General features: G+C 67.4%; 18 protein-coding genes. 2 read left to right on the forward strand and 16 right to left on the reverse strand.

Translation table 11 applies throughout. The features are described 5' to 3' along the window. Window positions 1-48: 48 nt before the first annotated feature. Both ACN5W5_RS01640 and ACN5W5_RS01645 read right to left on the reverse strand, forming a co-directional pair. Window positions 49-429: a hypothetical protein gene (locus ACN5W5_RS01640; RefSeq protein WP_420046862.1), complete on the reverse strand. Its 381-nt coding sequence runs from the start codon at window positions 427-429 to the stop codon at window positions 49-51. Window positions 430-437: 8 nt separating this feature from the next. Further along, the gene (locus tag ACN5W5_RS01645; RefSeq protein WP_420046863.1) at window positions 438-581 is read right to left on the reverse strand and encodes a hypothetical protein; all 144 of its coding nucleotides are present in this window, start codon (window positions 579-581) and stop codon (window positions 438-440) included. 176 nt (window positions 582-757) lie between these two features. Here ACN5W5_RS01645 and ACN5W5_RS01650 point away from each other — a divergent pair, with 176 nt between their 5' ends. Both ACN5W5_RS01650 and ACN5W5_RS01655 read left to right on the forward strand, forming a co-directional pair. Then, complete coding sequence (locus ACN5W5_RS01650) at window positions 758-1,204, forward strand: OsmC family protein (protein ID WP_420046864.1); 447 nt, start codon at window positions 758-760, stop codon at window positions 1,202-1,204. 174 nt (window positions 1,205-1,378) lie between these two features. Then, the gene (locus ACN5W5_RS01655) at window positions 1,379-1,945 is read left to right on the forward strand and encodes an Rrf2 family transcriptional regulator (protein WP_420046865.1); all 567 of its coding nucleotides are present in this window, start codon (window positions 1,379-1,381) and stop codon (window positions 1,943-1,945) included. Window positions 1,946-1,964: 19 nt separating this feature from the next. Here ACN5W5_RS01655 and ACN5W5_RS01660 read toward each other — a convergent pair whose 3' ends face one another. From ACN5W5_RS01660 to ACN5W5_RS01725, 14 genes are all read right to left on the reverse strand, one after another. Continuing rightward, window positions 1,965-2,981: an FAD:protein FMN transferase gene (locus tag ACN5W5_RS01660; protein ID WP_420046866.1), complete on the reverse strand. Its 1,017-nt coding sequence runs from the start codon at window positions 2,979-2,981 to the stop codon at window positions 1,965-1,967. Window positions 2,982-2,998: 17 nt separating this feature from the next. Then, a complete protein-coding gene (locus ACN5W5_RS01665) occupies window positions 2,999-3,433 on the reverse strand; it encodes a c-type cytochrome (protein WP_420046867.1) in 435 nt (144 codons plus the stop codon). Between the two features lie 121 nt (window positions 3,434-3,554). Continuing rightward, window positions 3,555-4,100 carry a nitrous oxide reductase accessory protein NosL gene (locus tag ACN5W5_RS01670; protein ID WP_420046868.1) on the reverse strand — a complete coding sequence of 182 codons (546 nt, stop codon included), beginning with the start codon at window positions 4,098-4,100 and terminating at the stop codon, window positions 3,555-3,557. Further along, entirely contained in the window at window positions 4,097-4,924 is an 828-nt protein-coding gene (locus tag ACN5W5_RS01675; RefSeq protein ID WP_420046869.1) for an ABC transporter permease, read from the reverse strand. The genes ACN5W5_RS01670 and ACN5W5_RS01675 overlap by 4 nt, the downstream gene beginning before the upstream one ends. Next, window positions 4,921-5,865: an ABC transporter ATP-binding protein gene (locus ACN5W5_RS01680; RefSeq protein ID WP_420046870.1), complete on the reverse strand. Its 945-nt coding sequence runs from the start codon at window positions 5,863-5,865 to the stop codon at window positions 4,921-4,923. Before ACN5W5_RS01680 ends, ACN5W5_RS01675 begins: the two co-directional genes overlap by 4 nt. Further along, window positions 5,846-7,051 carry a nitrous oxide reductase family maturation protein NosD gene (locus tag ACN5W5_RS01685; protein WP_420047421.1) on the reverse strand — a complete coding sequence of 402 codons (1,206 nt, stop codon included), beginning with the start codon at window positions 7,049-7,051 and terminating at the stop codon, window positions 5,846-5,848. Before ACN5W5_RS01685 ends, ACN5W5_RS01680 begins: the two co-directional genes overlap by 20 nt. A 74-nt stretch (window positions 7,052-7,125) precedes the next feature. Continuing rightward, window positions 7,126-9,744 (reverse strand): 4Fe-4S binding protein, encoded by a 2,619-nt coding sequence (locus ACN5W5_RS01690; RefSeq protein ID WP_420046871.1) that lies wholly within the window; start codon window positions 9,742-9,744, stop codon window positions 7,126-7,128. A 163-nt stretch (window positions 9,745-9,907) separates the two neighbouring features. Continuing rightward, entirely contained in the window at window positions 9,908-11,839 is a 1,932-nt protein-coding gene (nosZ, locus tag ACN5W5_RS01695; RefSeq protein WP_420046872.1) for a TAT-dependent nitrous-oxide reductase, read from the reverse strand. 731 nt (window positions 11,840-12,570) lie between these two features. Next, on the reverse strand, window positions 12,571-12,954 hold the full coding sequence (crcB, locus tag ACN5W5_RS01700; protein ID WP_420046873.1) for a fluoride efflux transporter CrcB: 384 nt from the start codon (window positions 12,952-12,954) through the stop codon (window positions 12,571-12,573). 13 nt (window positions 12,955-12,967) lie between these two features. Further along, entirely contained in the window at window positions 12,968-13,975 is a 1,008-nt protein-coding gene (locus tag ACN5W5_RS01705; protein ID WP_420046874.1) for a recombination-associated protein RdgC, read from the reverse strand. A gap of 268 nt (window positions 13,976-14,243) precedes the next feature. Next, window positions 14,244-15,017 carry a LamB/YcsF family protein gene (locus ACN5W5_RS01710; protein ID WP_420046875.1) on the reverse strand — a complete coding sequence of 258 codons (774 nt, stop codon included), beginning with the start codon at window positions 15,015-15,017 and terminating at the stop codon, window positions 14,244-14,246. A 13-nt stretch (window positions 15,018-15,030) separates the two neighbouring features. Next, entirely contained in the window at window positions 15,031-16,068 is a 1,038-nt protein-coding gene (locus ACN5W5_RS01715; RefSeq protein WP_420046876.1) for a biotin-dependent carboxyltransferase family protein, read from the reverse strand. Beyond that, entirely contained in the window at window positions 16,065-16,811 is a 747-nt protein-coding gene (pxpB, locus tag ACN5W5_RS01720) for a 5-oxoprolinase subunit PxpB (RefSeq protein ID WP_420046877.1), read from the reverse strand. The genes ACN5W5_RS01715 and pxpB overlap by 4 nt, the downstream gene beginning before the upstream one ends. Continuing rightward, complete coding sequence (locus ACN5W5_RS01725; protein ID WP_420046878.1) at window positions 16,808-17,356, reverse strand: winged helix DNA-binding protein; 549 nt, start codon at window positions 17,354-17,356, stop codon at window positions 16,808-16,810. Before ACN5W5_RS01725 ends, pxpB begins: the two co-directional genes overlap by 4 nt. Window positions 17,357-17,393 lie beyond the last annotated feature (37 nt).

The following is a 17,393-nucleotide window of genomic DNA, read 5'->3' on the forward strand; positions in this document are numbered from 1 at the left end:
CTTTCGAATGTACGGCCCAAGCTTACCCGGTCCATGACACTGTTTTTTTCACGGATTTGTCAAATATGAACCGGCATCGGCCGGCGCCCGTCGTCGGGCGCGCAGGTTCAATCGTTCGGTGCAGGGGCCATTTTCGGTCAAACCTGTGACGGTACCCGGAAAAAGCGACATATCCCTTACGCGATGTCGCTGAAAAAAGCGAAGACCGCCCTTTTCTGCGAACACCGACATGGCCTGCCAGGTGGCGGTGGCGGCCTGCGGGCTGTGGCAGATGCTGCCGATGCCGTTCTGGCCGATGCGCGCGGTGTCCATGCCTTCGGTGCCGGCGCAGTTCAGTGCCAGGCCGGTCGCGAGGATCAGGAAGTCGCAGGCCACGGCCTTGCCCCTGTCGGTGAGGACCTCGTTGTCTTCCGGATCGGAATCGGCCACCCGCTCCGTCATCCACTCGACACCATGGGCAGATAGTCGCCGGTGTTTGATGCCGTGCAGGCCGGCGGCTTGATGCCCGCGGCGGCCAGACCGGCCAGGACGCGTCGGCGCTCGGTTTCGACCCGCGGGTCGGGTTGCAGGGTCTCGGACATGGGTGTCTCCTGCGGGTGAATGGCTCCGGTTGTTTTGATACCCCTGGGAGTTTGTTAATATGGAAATTGACCGCAGATCGGGATTTGACCTTTGTCAATCTGGCGGCCTGTGCCCCCTATCGGAAACCCTCGACCGTCGGCCCCGTGTCCAGCGGTCGCACTCTTCAGGAACTCCCATGAGCGAAAACGCCAGCGTGACCATCACCCGCCAGTCGGGCTACCAGTTTCTGGTGGACTTCGGCGCCGCCATCCCGCAGCTGCTGGCCGACGAACCCGCGCCGCTGGGGCTGGGCGCAGGCCCGGCGCCCGACCACATGCTGCTGGCCGCGGTGGCCAACTGCCTGAGCGCCAGCCTGCTGTTTTCGTTGCAGAAGTTCAAACAGGATCCGGGCGCCCTCAAGGCGACCGCCACGGCCGAGGTCGGGCGCAATGAAAACAAGCGCCTGCGCATCATGGGTATCAACGTGAAACTGGAGCTTGGGCAGGCCGCGGCCGACATCGAACACCTGGACCGCGTGCTCGCCCAGTTCGAGGAGTTCTGCACCGTTTCGATGAGCGTGCGCCAGGGCATTGCGATCAACGTGCAGGTGCAGGACGGCACCGGAGCCCTCCTCAAAGGCTGAGGGCCTGGTCGGCTGGCCTTGCCGCGGGCCCGGGTCCCGCAGGCGCTGTCATCTGCAAGGTGGACTCCGTGACCACGGCCCTGCCGCCTTGATGCAACGCGTCTGGCGCTCGCTGTTTTGACGGTACAGTGACCCATTCTCGAACGCCCATTCTTCTGACAGGCAGATGACCCCATGCGACTCACCCAATGGACCGACTACAGCTTGCGCATGCTGATGTATTGCGCAGCTTGTGAAGGGCGCGAGCATCCGCCAACGGTGAACGAGATCGCCGAGGCGCACGGCATTTCGCGCAGCCATCTCACCAAGATCGCCATGATCCTTGCCGCGTGCGGCTGGATCGCGACCACGCGGGGTCGGGGCGGTGGTCTGCGCTTGCTCAAGCCGGCCGGGGAGCTCACCCTGGGCGAAGTCATCCGCCAGACCGAAACCGATATGACGCTGGTGGAGTGTTTTGACCGCAAGACCAACACCTGCCGCCTCGATGGCTATTGCCGCCTCAAGGATTCCTTGCACAAGGCGATGCAGGGCTTCTTCGACGTGCTGGATGGCATCACGCTGGCCGACTTGCTCGCGCCAAAGGCGTCAGGCAAGGGGCCTGCGGGGCAGTTGCCCCACCTCATTCCCATTCAGTTTGCTTCGCTGGCCAGACCGAAAAAGGCCTTGCCCGACGCCACCAAGGTCGCTCACCCGGCCAAGCCCGCGGCGTCGCGAAAACCGAAGCAGGCCAAGACCGGTTGAAGCAGCGCCGGGGCCGTTTTCAGGCCCCTTGCAGGCGTTCGACCATGCGTCCCGTGGTCAGGACCTGGGCGCTGGCGTCCACCATCAGGCTGTCCACCCCGCGCAGGGGCGCAAGCAGGTGTTGTCCAGCAGCGGCGCCCGCCACCATGATCGAGGCCCCCAGGCCGTTGACGCGATCGGTCTGGTGCGACACCGTGACCACGCCCCGCATGCCGCGGCTGGGCATGCCCGTGCGCGGGTCCAGCACATGGTGGTAGAGGTGGCCGTTGTGCACGAAGCAGCGCTCGTAGTCACCGGACGAGGCCACGCAGGCGTCGCGCACTTGCACGGTACCGATCAACCGCTCGGGAGCCCGCGGGTCGCGGATGCCAACGCGCCAGTCCTGGCCCTGGAGCTGGCCGCGCGTGAGCACGTCACCACCGCCATTGACCATGGCGTGGCGCAGGCCGTGTTGTTCGAGCACGCGCAGGCCCGCCTGCAGGATGGGCAGTTTGGCCACGCCCCCCAGGTCGATGCGCATGCCCGGGCGGCTCAGGCCGGCCTGGCCCGTCGCGGGGTGAATCAACACATCGCGGAAATCCACCAGCCGGCGTTCGCGGCGCAGGTCTTCCGGTGCGGGCACGCGGGCATCCTGCGGATCGAAGGACCAGCCGTGGTACGCCCCCACGGTGATGTCGAAAGCGCCCTCGCTGAGCCGGGACAGCTCGGCGGCACGCTGCAGCACCGCGACCAGTTCAGGTGGCGTCTGCACCAAGCCTTGGCCCGCGCTGCGGTGCATCGCGCTCACCAGGCTGTCGGCGCGGTAGCGGCTCATCATGCGTTCGAGGCGCTGCATTTCCGCAAAGGCCGCCTGCACGGCGGCCGCCGTGGCGCCGGGGTTGTCGCTTTGCGCCACGATGTCCACCCGCGTGCCCATCAGGACGCGGGACGCGCGGTGGACGGCGGGGCTGGCCAGCGCCGGGTGCATGCCCAGGCCGGCCACGAGCAGGCCGCCCAGCCCGGCCAGGCACTGACGGCGTTGGAGCAGGTACGTCATGGTGCAGCCGGGTGGGTTCAGAGCGACTGGGCGACCATGTAATCCACGGCGGCCTTCAGTTCGTCGTCGGTGAGGGTGCTGCCACCGCCGCGTGCGGGCATCATGCCTTTGGCCCCGGTGAAACCTTCGATGGCGTGCTTGTAGAGCGTGTCGTTGCCTTGCGCAATGCGCGGGCCCCAGTCGGCTTTGTCGCCGGGCTTGGGTGCGCCGGCCACGTTGGCGGCGTGGCACATGGAACACACCGAGCCATAGACCTTCTTGCCCACGGCGTTCTCGGCCACGGGGGCCGGTGTGGGTTCCGGGGCCGGCGCGGGCGCAGCGGCCACCGGGGCGGGCGCAGCGGCCACCGGGGCGGGAGCCGCCGGCGCCGCACCGGTGTCGGCGGGCTTTTCGCCGCAGGCCATCAGGGCCGCGCTACAGCCCAGGATCAGGAGAAGGTTCTTGGCGTTCATGGGGCGTCCTTGCGTGAGGTGGTGAAAGGGGTGGGTTGGATTTTAATGTTCATTTTATATGAATAATTAATTGAGTTCTGACAACGACAGACCGATGACGGCGTGGCGTGGCGCGGCGGCATCACATGCGGGTGTCGTGCAGGGCGCCACCGCTGAGATCCACCATTTCGGGTTTGATGTCGGCGTAGCGCAGCAGGCGGCCGCCGTGTTGCTGCACGAAGGCCTGGGCCTCGGCTTCGGCGGCAAAGCTGGCGGCCGTGGGGCCCATGGAACCGTGGCGTTTGCTGCCCAGCACGTAGAGCGCCTGGCGCGCGTCGATCCAGTGCCCGCGGGGCTGGTCCCAGTCGGCCTGGCCCATGTCCTGCACGTGCACCGACACCACCGCGCGCACCTGCTCGGGCGCCAGCAGCACCGACAGCAATTCCACCGAATCGCAGAACCACTGCACCTCCGCCACGCCGGCGTAGCGGATCTGGCCTTTGGGACCGGGGTAGTCAGACAACTGCATGCCGTCCAGCGAGCAACTGGACTGGGCGTCGATCTCGGCCGGGGCGTCGGAGGTGGCATCGCCGCTCTGGCCGCAGCCCAGCAGGCTGAGGGTGGCCAGGCCGGCGCAGCCGCACAGCAGGCGCCGCCGGTTCAGGGTGACGTTGGAAGGGGTGTTCATGGTCGGAATCTCCAGGAAGCCAGGGCCAGGGGTGCGACGATCCAGGCCAGCATGGCGCTGCTGAGCCAGCCCACCTGGCTGAGCGCCGGGGGCAGGATGCTGGCCAGGCCATACAGGCGCTGCACGTCGTCGAGCGAAAACACATTGAGGATGCGGAAGATGTCGGCCGGGTTCAGCAGCAGCAGGTAGGCGACGGAGTCGCCGCCGACCTGGCCGCCGGTGGCCACCAGCAAGCCCAGCAGCAGCAGGTCGAACACCAGCACCAGCGCGAACCACAGCGCGATGGCCAGGCCCGAGGCGCGGGTGCGGTCGCGGGCCAGCACCGACAGCAGCACGGCCAGGCTCAGGAACGCCAGCCCCAGCAGCACCGAGCTGAGCACGAAGCCGGCGTAGTGGTACAGGCCGGCCCAGCTGAAGCGCTGGTACAGCAGCAGGGCCACCAGTGCAAAGCCTGACACGGTGGACAGCGTCAGCGCACCCGCGAGCCCGAGGTACTTGCCCAGCAGCAGTTCCAGCCGCGTGATGGGCAGGGCCAGCAGCAGGTCGAGTGAGCCGCGCTCGCGCTCGCCGACGATGGCGTCGAAGCCGAGCAGCAGCGCGATCAGCGGGATCAGGTAGATCACCAGACTGACCAGGCTGGCGATGGTCAGCTCGATCGAGCGCGGGCCGATCTGCCCCTGCGCGGCCGCGCCGAAGTAGGTGATGAGCAGCGAGAACACGGTGAAGACCACGGCCACGGCCAGCACCCAGCGGTTGCGCAGCCGGTCACGGAATTCCTTGGCGGCCACCGCCTGCACCTGGCGCCACTGCAATGAAACGTTCATGGTGCCTCCCTCAGGCCGAAGTACACGTCCTCCAGCGAGGGTTCGTGGATCTGCAGATCGCTCAGCTCCGCGTTGGCCAGCCAGGCCAGCACCCGCATCTTGTGTTCGCGGGGGCAGCGCAGTTCCAAGAGGCCGGGTTCGCGCAGCTGCAGCGCGATCTCGGCGCCGGCCAGTTGCCCGGGCAGTTCGGTGGCCAGGGTCTGCAGCCAGGTCGGCGCGGCGCGCAGCTGGAAGACCAGGGGCATGCGCGAGCGCTCGCGCAGCGCCTGCACCGTGCCCTGCGCACACACGCGGCCGTTGCTGAGCATGGCCAGGGCATCGACGCGCTGCTGCAATTCGGCCAGGATGTGCGAGCTGATGACCAGGGTCACGCCCTGCGAGCGCAGCAGGTCGAGCTGGTCGTAGAAGTCGCGGATCGCCGACGGGTCCAGGCCGGTGGTGGGTTCGTCGAGCAGCAGCAGCTGGGGGGCGCCCAGCAGGGCCTGGGCAAAACCGAGCCGTTGCCGCATGCCCTTGGAGTACTCGCGCACCGCGCGCCCGCCAGCCCGGGTCAGGCCGACGCGATCCAGCAGGGCGGCGCACTGCGTCTGCGGTGCCCCTTTGAGGCGCGCGAAGAAGCGCAGCGTCTCCAGCCCGGTGAGGTTGTCGTACAGCACCAGGTTCTCGGGCAGGTAGCCCAGGGCACGCCGGGTGGTGCGGAAGTCGGGGCCGTTCACCGCGCAGCCGTTGACCTGGATGCGGCCCTGGCTGGGGGTGATGAGGCCGAGCACGAGCTTGAAGAGGGTGCTCTTGCCCGCGCCGTTGTGGCCGATCAGGCCGAAGAGCTGGCCGCGCGGCACTTGCAGGCTCACGTTGTCCAGCGCCAGCAGCGGCGCACGCCGGTTGCCGTAGGGTTTGGTGACGCCCTCCAGGTGCAGGGCTTCAGCGGAAATACTTGTCACGCCAGGTGCTCCAGTTGGGGTGTTTCGGCGCCATGGCCGGATGGGGGTCGATCACGCTGGGCACGCGCAGCACGGGGAACTGGTGTCCCAGCACGCGCAGGGCCTGCACGGCGGGGCTGCCCAGCAACAGTTGAATGGAAGGGTGGCGCCACTGCAGGCGGTCCACCAGGTCGTTGGCTTCGTAGGACAGGTCGCCGATGCCGTTGCCGTCGCGGTCCCAGCCCAGGTAGTTGCTCCAGTAATTGCCCTGGCCGGGCTTGGGGTGGCCCCAGGGTTCGTCGCGCGCGCCGACGTAGCGCACCTGCTCCCGGTTGCCGATGAAGTCGTTGCCCACCACCTGGTTGCGCGTGGACCCCGCCGAGAGGTGCACGCCGACGTGGTTGTCCACCACCAGGTTGTTGCGCAGGGTCACGAACTCGACGTCGTAGATGAAGAAGCCGCGGGCGTTGCCGGCCACCACGTTGTTTTCGATCACCGAGTCCTGCAGGGTGCGCAGCATGATGCCGTGGTCGGAGTTGCCCCAGGTGCGGTTGCCGCGCACCACCTGGTCGCGCACCTCCATCAGGGCCAGGCCGCCGCGGTTGTAGTAGCTGTCGTTGTCTTCCCACAGGTTGTGGTACGAGTTCATGTAGTGCGAGCCGTAGCGGCTGTGGTGCAGCCGGTTGCCGCGGAACTCGGCGTTGTGCGACACGTCGACGTACAGCGCGTCGCGCACGAAGCTGATGTCGTTGCCGGTGATGCGCGCGCCCTGCGTGTTGTAGAGCTGGATGCCGTTGCCGCGCTGCGATGAGTTGAGGTCGCGCAGGCCGGTGATGCGGTTGTGTTCGACGCGCACGCCGTTGGCCTTTTCGATCCACAGGCCGAAGAGGTTGTAGGTCAGGTCGCAACGCCGCACCACGGCGCGGTGCGAACCGGGCTGCACGTAGATGCCCGCGTGCTGGCTCTTCAGGCTGGTGCCCGAGTCGCGCACGATCAGGTTTTCGATCAGCACGTCGGGCGACGCGATGCGGATGGTGTCGCCACGCTGGCCGCCGCTGAGGGTGGGGCGGTCCATGCCGCGCAGGGTCAGGGGCTTGTCGATGCGCAGGTTCACGCTGTAGAAGCCGCGCGCCACCTCCACGACGTCACCGGCGGCGGCCAGCGCCACGGTGGCCTGGATGTCGCCGCCCGGCTCCACCCGCCACACGGCGGACCACGCGGGCAGGGCCAGGCCCAGCAGCCACACGCAGGCCAGCCGTTGGCACCAGGAGCTGTGGGTCTTCACGCCAGGTGCCCCAGGGTCTTGAGCGCGAGGAACAGCGTCGCGCCGATCAGCAGGTTCTTGAAGCCGACGTAGCTGAGCATGTCCATCCAGTTCGCCACGCGGTAGCGCGCCTGCCACCACGGGCCATCCTTCACGTAGCGCTTGCCCGCCATGCGGATCAGCACCTCGTAGACGCTCCAGCCGAACCACCAGCCGATGATGGCGCTGGCCGACAGCCTGCCGTCGGCCGCCAGCAGCCAGGCCACGCTCGCGGCCAGGGCCAGCGAAAGCCCGGCGAACTGCAGGGCGCGCTGGTTCTTCCAGCCGTCGCGGCTCCAGGGCCACAGGTGGTGCTGCACCTCCTGCCACAGACCTTTGAGGCCTGGGGCGCGGCCGCCGGGCCAGGGCTGGGCGGGCGCGGTGGGCATGCGCGGATCGGGGCCCTGCGCGGCCCGGGCGCTGACGGGCGAGACCGGTTGGATCGGGATGAAGTAACCGTCGCGTCCGATCGGCGTGATGAGCAGGCCGTCGCGTTCGCGGCGCTTGCGCTCTTTGGCTAGCGGCGGGCAGCCCTTCTGGTCGGTGTAGAGCACCATGCAGTCCAGGCAGTGCAGGCACTCGCGGTGGTCGATGCGGCCATCGGCGTCGATCGCCTGCGCGCCGCAGCCCACGGCGCAGGCCTTGCAGCTGTTGCAGTCCTGCTTGCGCTGCAGGCCGAACCAGCGGAAGGTGCTGGGCATGGCCAGCGAGGCACCCAGCGGGCAGATGTACTTGCAGTAGGGGCGTTCGATGAACAGCGACAGGCCCAGGATCACCACCACGAACAGACCGTAGGGCCAGCTGCGGTTCGTGAGGCCGACCAGGAAGGTGGTCTTGAACGGCTCCACCTCGGCCAGCACCTCGGCCAGGCCCATGGAGAACATGGACACCACCAGCAGGCCGAAGAAGATGGCGTACTTCAGCCACTTGAGCCGGTCGTGCCAGACCTGCGGCAGCTTGGTCTGGAAGCGCTTGAGGCCGATCACGCGCCCCACCTTGTAGAGCGCTTCGGAGAGCGAGCCGAAAGGGCACATCCAGCCGCAGAACAACCCGCGCCCGAACACGAACACGGTGATGATGATGAAGACCCAGAAGACGAAGATGAACGGGTCGGAGAGGAACAGTGACCAGGTCCACTGGAACAGCAGGGCGTGGAACCAGGTCAGCACCTGGGTGATGGAGGGCTGCGCCATGAGGCCGAAGCCGATGAATCCGATGCTGAGCGCCCAGGCCGAGTACTTGAAGGCGTTGACCGGCCATTTGTTCTTGTGGGTCGAGCGCCGCGTGAGCTGGTCGCGCAGGCCATAGACCACGGCCACCGCCAGCAGCAGGGCGCAAAAGAGGGCAATCTCGATGGCGCGCGACTTCCAGATGCGCACCCAGGGGGCGTCGGGCTCGGTGACCACCGGGCGCCCGCCTTCGAGCAGGTTGTCCGCCAGCCAGTACTTCGATTCGAAATTCGCGAAACTGCGGTGCCCGGTGGCGCGGTCCACGCGGTTGCCCAGGAAGGCCAGTTTCCAGGGGTAGGCCGCCGAGAACGAGCCGGCCCGGATGACGAAGATGGCCGACTCGCTGAAGGCCGGCGCGCCCGCGGCCTGCAGGCCATAGAGGTTGACGTAGTCGAGGTCGCGGAAGGTGAACGAGTCGGCCCCCTGTTTCACCTGGACGCGGTCGTACAGGCCACCGCGCACGAAGCCGGAACCCTTGAACGACTCCACGCCCGCGGTGCGCACCACGAAGACCGCGTTCTCACCGGGTTGCAGGCGCTCGCGCAGGTTGGCGAAGCTGCGTTCGCCCAGCAGGCTGCTGGCGATGTCGGGGTGGTTGAGGTCGCCGAACCAGAGTTCGATGAAGGGCACGTCGCCGCGCGGCAAGCCCACCTGTTCGGGCGTGACGCGCAGGGTCTGCACGGCGCCCATCTGGACCAGCTCGGCCCAGCTGTAGCGCTGCTGGCGCGCCACGAAGCGGGCGGGGTCGCGCCGCGTGGGTTCGATGATGCCGACCTGGCGGGCCACGGCCGAGCCCGAGAGCTGCATCACCTGGTTCTGCGCGATCACGGTCACGGTGGCGCCGGAGATGGCGTCCAGGCCCAGCACGTTTTCGTCGGGGCGCGAGGGCCCCACTTCGATCTGGTCGGCCACCGACTTGCCGAGGTACTGGTGGTTGAAATCGACCAGGGCTTTTTCAGGGATGCCCAGCAGCAGGATGGGCTCGGAGTGCTTGAGCACCTTGACGCCCACATAGCGGCCCTGCGCGTCCATGCCGATGAGTGTGACCACCGGCTTGCCGGAGTAGGCCGGGATGTCGGTGATGTCGGTCGAGAGCATCACGTAGCCCAGCAGCGTCTTCTTGCCCGGCTGCTGCGGGTCGGCGTCGCCATAGGCCTCCACATACGGGGGCTGGCCCATGCGCTGGGAAAAACTCTGGGCGCCCGGGAACACCTCCGTGCACGGCACGAGGGCGCACAGGTCCGGGTTGGTGGCCAGGTCGGCGGGCAGATGGGCGTCGTAGGCTTGTGCCTGGGCATCGTTGCCGAGCGTGGTCAGCAACAGGGCGGCGGCGGTCAGTGCGGCCGAGAAAAGGCGTGCAATCGACATCGTTGGGGTCCAGGGGGGCAGAGTCCGGTGCCAGCGCCACACGGCGCCGACATCGGACACGGCAAAGCAGGACCTCCCCGGGGGGAGGTTTTGAAAGCCTACGGGCCTACCTTCATGCTGCGCAATCCGGTGCGAGCTTGCTTGGGTCGGCCCGGCGCTGCGCTCATGCCTCCACGATCATGCGGGTGCGCATCTCCAGGTGCAGCGCGTGGCAGAAATGCGTGCAGTAGCACCAGAACACGCCCGGCTGGTCGGCGATGAACGTGACCGATGCCGTCTCCTGCGGGTTGACGATGAAGTTCACGTTGTAGTTGGGGATCGCGAACCCGTGTGTCAGGTCTTCGATCTTGTCGAGGTTGGTGAGGATCAGCGTGACCTCGTCGCCCTTCTTGAGCTTGAACTCGCGCAGGCTGAATGCCGGCGCCTGCGACGTCATCTTCACCGTGACCTTCTTGCCGTCGCGGAACACGCCGGACTCTTTCGGATCCTTGATGGCCAGCGGAAACTCGTCGAGCGAATAGACCTGCTTGGGCTGGAGCAGCTCGCGCTTGAAGATGATGAAGTCGTGCGGCTCGCCACGCACCGGGTGGTCGGCCAGCAGCACCATCTTGTCGCCCGAGATGTCGATCAGCTGCTCGTTTTCGGCGTGCAGCGGACCCACCGGCAGGAAGCGGTCCTTGGAGAACTTGCAACCCACGGCCAGGTACTTGCCGTCGGCGGCCCTGGTTTCGGACTGGCTGGCGTTCAGGTGGCCTGGCTGGTACTGCACGTCGATGCGATCGACCACGTAGTTGGCGGTCTTGTCACCGGCGTGGAACTTGATCGCGGCGTCCACGTTCCATTTCACGACCTGGCTGTCCAGGAACAGCGTGGTGTAGGCGTTGCCACGACCGTCAAAGGCGGTGTGCAGAGGACCCAGGCCGATCTCGACTTCGGCCACGATGGACGCGTCCAGCTTTTCCAGCTTGCCGTCGAACCACTCGAGCACCTTGCTCAGGTCGATCACGGTGGCGGTGGGCGAGAGCTTGCCGGCGCAGATGAAGTACTTGCCGTCCGGGCTGGCGTTGACGCCGTGCGGGTTCTTGGGCACGGAGACATAGGCGGTCAGCGCGGTCGTGGGGTCCTGGTTGGCCTCGTGTGTGCCGTCGACCACCGGCACCTTGGAGGTGCCCACGGTCTTGAACTTGCCGGCCTTCACCGCCGCTTCGATGCGGGCGATGTTGAAGAACAGGCAGGCATCGCGCTCGGACGACATCATGTCTTCGTAGGTGACGCCCATTTCGATGTTGTACTGGTTGGTGGCCGCGAGCTTGCCGTCGTAGGACGTGGCGGTCAGGTCGCAGTTGCCGTCGATCAGCACTTGCCAGCGCACTTCCATGCTCTCGGCGTCCACGCAGGTGAACATCGAACGGTACTTGGAACCATCGTCCAGACCGGAGTTGGGCAGCGGGATGGAGAACTCGGCGCCGCAGAACACCCGCGTGGTGTAGTTGATCGCCGGATCCACCGGGTCGGCCTTGTCGGGGAAGATGCCGTGGAAGCCCTGGACGTTGGGCAACTGCGTGATCTTGTCGCAGATGAAGTAGTCCAGACGGATGCGCGCAATGCGGGCGTTGATCTTGTCGTTGATCCAGGCGTAGCGGCCGTCGTAGTTGCCGTCCTTGTAGGAGGCGTGCGTGTGGTGCGAGTCGCCCACCGTGTAGCGCAGCGAGCCATCGGGCTTGGTGCCCATGATCTTCTTGGACTCGTTGGTGATGCCCCAGCCGACCAGCGCGTCGGGCACGAAGCAGGGGATGCGCATGAGTTCACGACCCGATGGCAGGCCGAGCACGCGCATGTCGCCGGTGTGGCCGCCGCTCCACAGACCGTAGTAGGTGTCGAGTTCGCCGGGCTTGAGGTGCGTGGTGTTGGCGCTGCTGTGTGCGGCATCGGGGGCCGCGGCCGGCGCTGCGGCGGGGGCGTTGGCGGCACCGGATTCTTTTTCGGTGCAGGCCGCGGCGCCCATCGTCAGTCCCGCCAGTGCGGCGGTGTTCAGGAAACGTCGGCGACCCCATGCGGTGGTGTCTTTGGAGGGCAAGCTGCTGTCGCTTTTCATGTGTGAACCTTTTGGGTTTGGGTTTGGAAAAGGGGTGGGCCACGCGCAGGAGGTGGCATGGCCGCGGGAGAGGTGTGCGCACGGCGCTCGGCACAAGCCGTCAGCGTGTGGGGGGTGTGCCGTCCGGTGAACGATGGGTGGGCCGTTGGCGTGGGCAGGAACGGCGGCAGGCACAACGCGCAATCCAGCGTCGGGACAGGCACCGAGTCCGGGCTGTCGCCGGCATCGACCCACTTGACGCCACTGCCGCTGCAGACCTCCGTCATGCCACGGTGGGTCAACAGCGGTGATGCAAAAACGATTCCCCAGCAGAGCAGAAGGCACAACAAGACCCAGCGCTGGCGGGCTTGTTGGGGGTGCTGAAAACTGGGCATGCGCGGACTATAAGTCCGATATCATTCATTTGTAGTGAATATTTAAAGAAAATTGATATGGATCAATTTCAGCTGGTCCAGCCGAGCCAATGTGTGGTTCTGGTGGGGTGCCAGCCGTTAGATGGATGGGTCTTCCGTGCGGAAAGCCGGGTCCATGAACGAGGCGCCGGAAGCGCTCGGCGCATTGCGCTCGCGCCAAGGGGACGGGCGCTTGCCCCTTGCGAATCTGGATCAGGATCGGCCTTCAGCGGCAAGTTCTGAGGCGTCCAATCTGGGCCCGTGGCCCGAGAGCGTCTGCGCACCCAGTGCCGGAAGGTTGGGCGCGTTAGCCGTCGTCAGCGGCGCAGGCTCAGCCTCTCAGGCCGGGGACCACCACCAGCCCGCCATCTTCATGCCGAGCACCGTGAGCAGCAGCGAGCCGACGAGATGCAGGCACGCGGTGCCCGCGGCGAGCAGCCAGCGGCCGTGCTGCAGCATGCTCACCACCTCCACCGAGAAGGTGGAAAACGTGGTGAGCGCACCCAGAAAGCCGGTCACGATGGCGAGACGCCAGGCCGGGTCCAGTTGGGTCTGACTCTGGAAAAACACCACCGCCACCCCCACCAGCCAGGCCCCGGTCCAGTTGGCCGTGAGCGTGCCCCAGGGCAACACGGCGTGGCCCTGGTTGAGCCACAGGCTGAACTGCCAGCGCGAGAGCGCGCCGATGCTGGCACCGAGGCTGATGGCTATGACCTGCATCATGGCTCAGTGGCGTTCAGAACGGCGGGTCGTCGTCCTCGCCCACGGCGGTGACGGCTTCCTGTTTGGGTTTGGCCGGTGCGGCCGTTGGTGCATCGGGCATCGCCATACCGGGCACGATCTCGCCGCCCAGGGCTTCGATGAGTTCGGGGATCAGCTTGTTCAGCTCGCCGGTGCTCAGCGCCACGTCGGTGTCGAAGCCGCTCTCGCCGTCGCTGGCGCGGTCGTCGAACACGCCTTCGAGGAACGCGAGTTTCTTCAGCTGCATGGACTCGGTGAGCACGAAGCCGATGCGGCCTTCCCAGCTCATGGCCAGACGCGTGGGCAGCTTGCCTTCGGTGATGTGTTTGCGCACCTCGTCGGTGGCGAGGTTGTGGCGGGTGAACTTCACGACGCTCTTCTCTTCGTCGCCCGATTTGAGCTCGCACTCGCGCTCCACCGAGAAACCGCCGGGCGCACCACCTTCGTCTTCATCGGACACCGGAGCAGACAGCCACGAGGTCATGGCGGTCTGCGGCGTGATGGCGGTCTGCAGCAGGGTGAGGGACAGGTCGTTGAACACGTTGACCAGGGCGGTCACCAGCTCGTCGAGCTTGCCCTGGCTGCTGGCGTCGGTGACCAGCAGGCCGTTGGCCAGATCGATCCAGACCCACACGGCCATGCGGCGCGGAAAGGCCTGCGGCAGCAGCGACAGCAGCGCGTCTTCGCGCAGTTCTTTCATCTGCTTCTTGCCGGGCTTGCGGCCGGTGGCGGCCTCGATGTGCTCGGCCTCTTCGTCCGCCTTCTCGCGCACGACCGAGCCGGGCACTGCCTTGGTCTCGATCATCAGTTTGAGGATGCGCTGCCCGGCCACGGACTCGGCCAGCGGGCCGTGCGCCTCGCCGCGCGGCTCGACCCAGCCCACGGCCTTGTCCTGCGTGGCACCGCAGGGCACAAAACGGGCCGCGTCGAGCGCGGCTTCCATCGACTCCAGCGTCGCCGTCCAGCCGGGCGCGATGCGGTAGATCGTTACATTCTTGAACACGGAATTCCTTGGGTTGTGCCGGTGCGTTGTGGACCGGCGCCCCCTCCCGTCAGCGGGAGAGGGTTGGGGTGAGGGGCTTTGATGATACCCAGCCCAACCCCGGGGTTCAGAGGCTGAGCGTTTTTTGGCCGGGCCTGAAAGGCGCGCCAAAACGGCCCGGATCTAGGCGCAAAGCACAGCCGTAGCCCGGGTTACGGCGAGCATTTGCAACGACGAGCTGGGCCGTTTTGGCGTGCAAGGCGGGCACGGACGAAAGACTCTCAGCCTCTCAGACCAGCGATGTCAGCGGTGCGAGCTGGTAACCCGCCTTCTCCAGCGCCAGACGGATCTGCTGCGCCGAGGCCACGGCGTCGGGCCCGTCGCCATGCACGCAGATGCTGTGGATGGGGGTGGGCAGGCGCTGGCCGTTGGCGGTGACGATGCCTTGCGCGTCGAGCATGCGCAGCACGTGCTGCACGCAGGCCTGGGCGTCGTGCAGCACGGCGCCGGGCTGCGAGCGGGGTGTGAGCTGACCGTCTTGTTGGTAGGTGCGGTCGGCAAACACCTCGCGGCCCACGCGCAGCCCGGCCGCCTCAGCGGCGGCTTCGAGCGCCGAGAGGGCGGGTGCGAGCAGGATGAGCTCGCGGTCCAGCGCCCGCACGGCGCGCGCAACGGTGGCGGCCACTTCGGCGTTGGCGCAGGCGATGTTGTTGAGCGCGCCGTGGGGCTTGACGTGCGTGACCACGCCGCCTTCGGCCACGGCCATGGCCTGCAGCGCGCCCACCTGGTAGAGGATGGTGGCCTCCAGCTCTTTGGCCGACAGCTGCATCGCGCGTCGGCCAAAGCCCTGCAGGTCCGGGAACGCCGGGTGCGCGCCCAGGCTCACGCCGTTGGCCAGCGCCAGGCGCACGGTCTCGCGCATCACGACCGGGTCGCCCGCGTGAAAGCCGCAGGCGATGTTGGCGCTGCCAATTACCTGCAGCAGCGCCGCGTCGTCGCCCATGCGCCAGGCGCCGAAGCTTTCGCCGAGGTCGGCATTGAGGTTGATGGTCGTTTGGGTCATCGGGTGCTCCTGTTCAGGGGTCGGCGCGCAGCATGCCGTCGATCAGGTTGGATGCGTAGAGCGCGGTTTCGTCCACCGTGCCGGATGGCAGGTAGGTCTCGTGCGAGGCGAGCCAGCGTTGCCAGCGTTCGTGTTCGTCCAGCAAGGCGCGGTGCGCCGCTGCGTGGCTCACGGCTTCGAAGCGCACGCGCGTGCCGGGCTTCAGGTGCGCCAGCCGGGGCAGGTCGGCGCTGATGACGGTGGCGATCTTGGGGTAGCCGCCCACGGTCTGGCCGTCGGCGAGCAGCACGATGGGCAGGCCGTTGGCCGGCACCTGGATGGCACCGGGCGTCACGCCGTCGGACACGATGTCCGCCGCGGCAGCGTTGACGTGCGCCAGCGGTTCGCCCTGGAAGCGCAGGCCCATGCGGTCCTGCGCGGCGGTGGCTTCCCAGTCCTGGCTCAGGAACTGCGCGATGGCGTCGGCGGTGAAGTGGTCTTGCTGCGGGCCGAGCAGCACGCGCACCGGGCCTTCATTGGTGGTCCACGGCGAACGGCAACGCCATTCCCTGGGATCGGTGAGATCCCAGGTTCCGCAGGGCAGTTGATCGCCCGGGAGAAAGGCGCGGCCCAGCGCACCGGCCAGCCCCGCGCGCCAGTAGCTGGAGCGGCTGCCGAGCTGGGGCTCCATGAGCAGGCCACCGGTCACGGCGAGGTAGGCGCAGCCACTCTCGGCCGGTCCAGGCAGCAGTTGGTCGCCCTCGCGCAGGGTCGCGCTGTGCCAGGCGGACAGGGGGCTGCGGCTGCCGTCGCGGCGCTGGCAGGTGGCGGCGATGCGGCCGGCCAGCGCCACGCGCACCGGGCCGGCCGTCACGCGCAGCACGGTGCCCATGCCCCGCAGTTCCAGCACGGCGGCGTCAGGCGGGTTGCCGAGCAGCGCATTGGCAGCGCGGGCCAGCGGTCCGTCGAGCCAGCCGGAGAGCGGCATGCCGTGGTGCCGGTGGCCCGTGCGGCCGTGGTCCTGCACGGTGGTGCCGATGCCGGGCTGAACAATCTCTACCATGCCGTTCATGCGCCAGGTGCCTTCAGAAAAGTCTCGCGCGACAGACCTTGGGCGATCCCGGTGGTCAGTGCGTCGTGCGCCTTGCGATCCACCGCGTACCAGCGCACGTCGTCGCCGGCCGCGAGCATGGCCGGTTGGTCGGCGTGGCGCAGGTCGAACAGCACCACCGGCGTGCGCCCGATCAGGTTCCAGCCGCCGGGGCTGTCCCAGGGGTAGACCGCGCACATCTCGCCGGCCACGGCCAGCGATTGCGCCGGTACCTTCTGGCGCGGCGCCGGCAGACGCGGCATGTGCAGCTCGGGCGGCACGCCGCCCATGTACGGGAAGCCGGGCTGGAAGCCGAGCATGTAGACATGGAAGGTGGCGGCGATCAGGTGCTGAATCACCTCGTCCGGGCTCAGTCCTCGGGCGTCGGCCAATCGGGGCAGGTCGGGCGCGAAGTCGGCGTCGAAGCACACGGGCAGGTGCCAGAGGCGGCCTTGCTTCATCTGAAGCTGACCTTCCTGTGCCAGAGCCAGAAGTCTCTCGCCCAGCGCGAGGGCGTCGGCCTCCAGTGGGCCGTAGTGCACCGTGAGCGAGCGGAAGGTGGGCACCACATCGGTGATCGTTGCCAGCAGCGGTTCCGAGTCACGCGCCTGCGCCACGCGATCGGCCAAGCCCATCACGCGGGCGTTGATGGCCGGGTCGATGGCGCTGCCGAACTCCAGCGTCCAGGCGCTGTCGCCGAGGGCGAGCAGGCGGGGGGTCTTCACAGTGAAGCCGCGGACCGTGCCGCCTGGTCGTACATGCCCGACAGCACGCGCAACAGCCGCGCCAGCTCGCCGATGTCCTTGTTGAGCGCGTCGTCCGCGTGCAGCGCCTGGATCAGGCATTGCTCGCGGATCTCGCGGTAGCGCTGCACGCTGACGCTGCCGGCTTCGGTGGCGGCGTAAGTCACTTCCTTGCCCGACTTGCTGGACACCACCACGCCCAGGCCCACCAGCTTCTTGAGCGAGTAGTTGACCAGGTGCGTGTCCTCGATGTTCATGATGAAGCAGATGTCGGACAGGCGCTTGTCCCGCGCCCGGTGCGAGACGTGGTGCAGGACCAGCACGTCCAGCGGCATCAGGTCCTTCAACCCCGCGGCCGACATGCAGTGCACCACCCAGCGGTGGAAGGCGTTGCTGGCCACGATCAGGCCGAACTCGAACTCGCTCATCTCCGCGCTCTGGGGCGAGACCAGGTGCGCCGACGACACGATGTGCGAGCCGGGTGCCTTGGCGGCGGGCGTGGTTGTTGCTTTGGGTGTCTTGGCCATGTGCTCTCCTGCAATGGCGCCGAGTTTAGATTTTTTG

This window comes from Hydrogenophaga sp. ZJX-1 (assembly GCF_048590325.1).
GTDB lineage: Bacteria > Pseudomonadota > Gammaproteobacteria > Burkholderiales > Burkholderiaceae_C > Hydrogenophaga.

Excerpts from the sequence above, each read along its gene's own strand:
- ACN5W5_RS01645 (WP_420046863.1), bottom strand. The coding sequence starts at position 581 with ATGTCCGAGACCCTGCAACCCGACCCGCGGGTCGAAACCGAGCGCCGA.
- ACN5W5_RS01650 (WP_420046864.1), top strand. The coding sequence starts at position 758 with ATGAGCGAAAACGCCAGCGTGACCATCACCCGCCAGTCGGGCTACCAG.
- ACN5W5_RS01655 (WP_420046865.1), top strand. The coding sequence starts at position 1,379 with ATGCGACTCACCCAATGGACCGACTACAGCTTGCGCATGCTGATGTAT.
- ACN5W5_RS01660 (WP_420046866.1), bottom strand. The coding sequence starts at position 2,981 with ATGACGTACCTGCTCCAACGCCGTCAGTGCCTGGCCGGGCTGGGCGGC.
- ACN5W5_RS01665 (WP_420046867.1), bottom strand. The coding sequence starts at position 3,433 with ATGAACGCCAAGAACCTTCTCCTGATCCTGGGCTGTAGCGCGGCCCTG.
- ACN5W5_RS01670 (WP_420046868.1), bottom strand. The coding sequence starts at position 4,100 with ATGAACACCCCTTCCAACGTCACCCTGAACCGGCGGCGCCTGCTGTGC.
- ACN5W5_RS01675 (WP_420046869.1), bottom strand. The coding sequence starts at position 4,924 with ATGAACGTTTCATTGCAGTGGCGCCAGGTGCAGGCGGTGGCCGCCAAG.
- ACN5W5_RS01690 (WP_420046871.1), bottom strand. The coding sequence starts at position 9,744 with ATGTCGATTGCACGCCTTTTCTCGGCCGCACTGACCGCCGCCGCCCTG.
- nosZ (WP_420046872.1), bottom strand. The coding sequence starts at position 11,839 with ATGAAAAGCGACAGCAGCTTGCCCTCCAAAGACACCACCGCATGGGGT.
- crcB (WP_420046873.1), bottom strand. The coding sequence starts at position 12,954 with ATGATGCAGGTCATAGCCATCAGCCTCGGTGCCAGCATCGGCGCGCTC.
- ACN5W5_RS01710 (WP_420046875.1), bottom strand. The coding sequence starts at position 15,017 with ATGACCCAAACGACCATCAACCTCAATGCCGACCTCGGCGAAAGCTTC.
- ACN5W5_RS01715 (WP_420046876.1), bottom strand. The coding sequence starts at position 16,068 with ATGAACGGCATGGTAGAGATTGTTCAGCCCGGCATCGGCACCACCGTG.
- ACN5W5_RS01725 (WP_420046878.1), bottom strand. The coding sequence starts at position 17,356 with ATGGCCAAGACACCCAAAGCAACAACCACGCCCGCCGCCAAGGCACCC.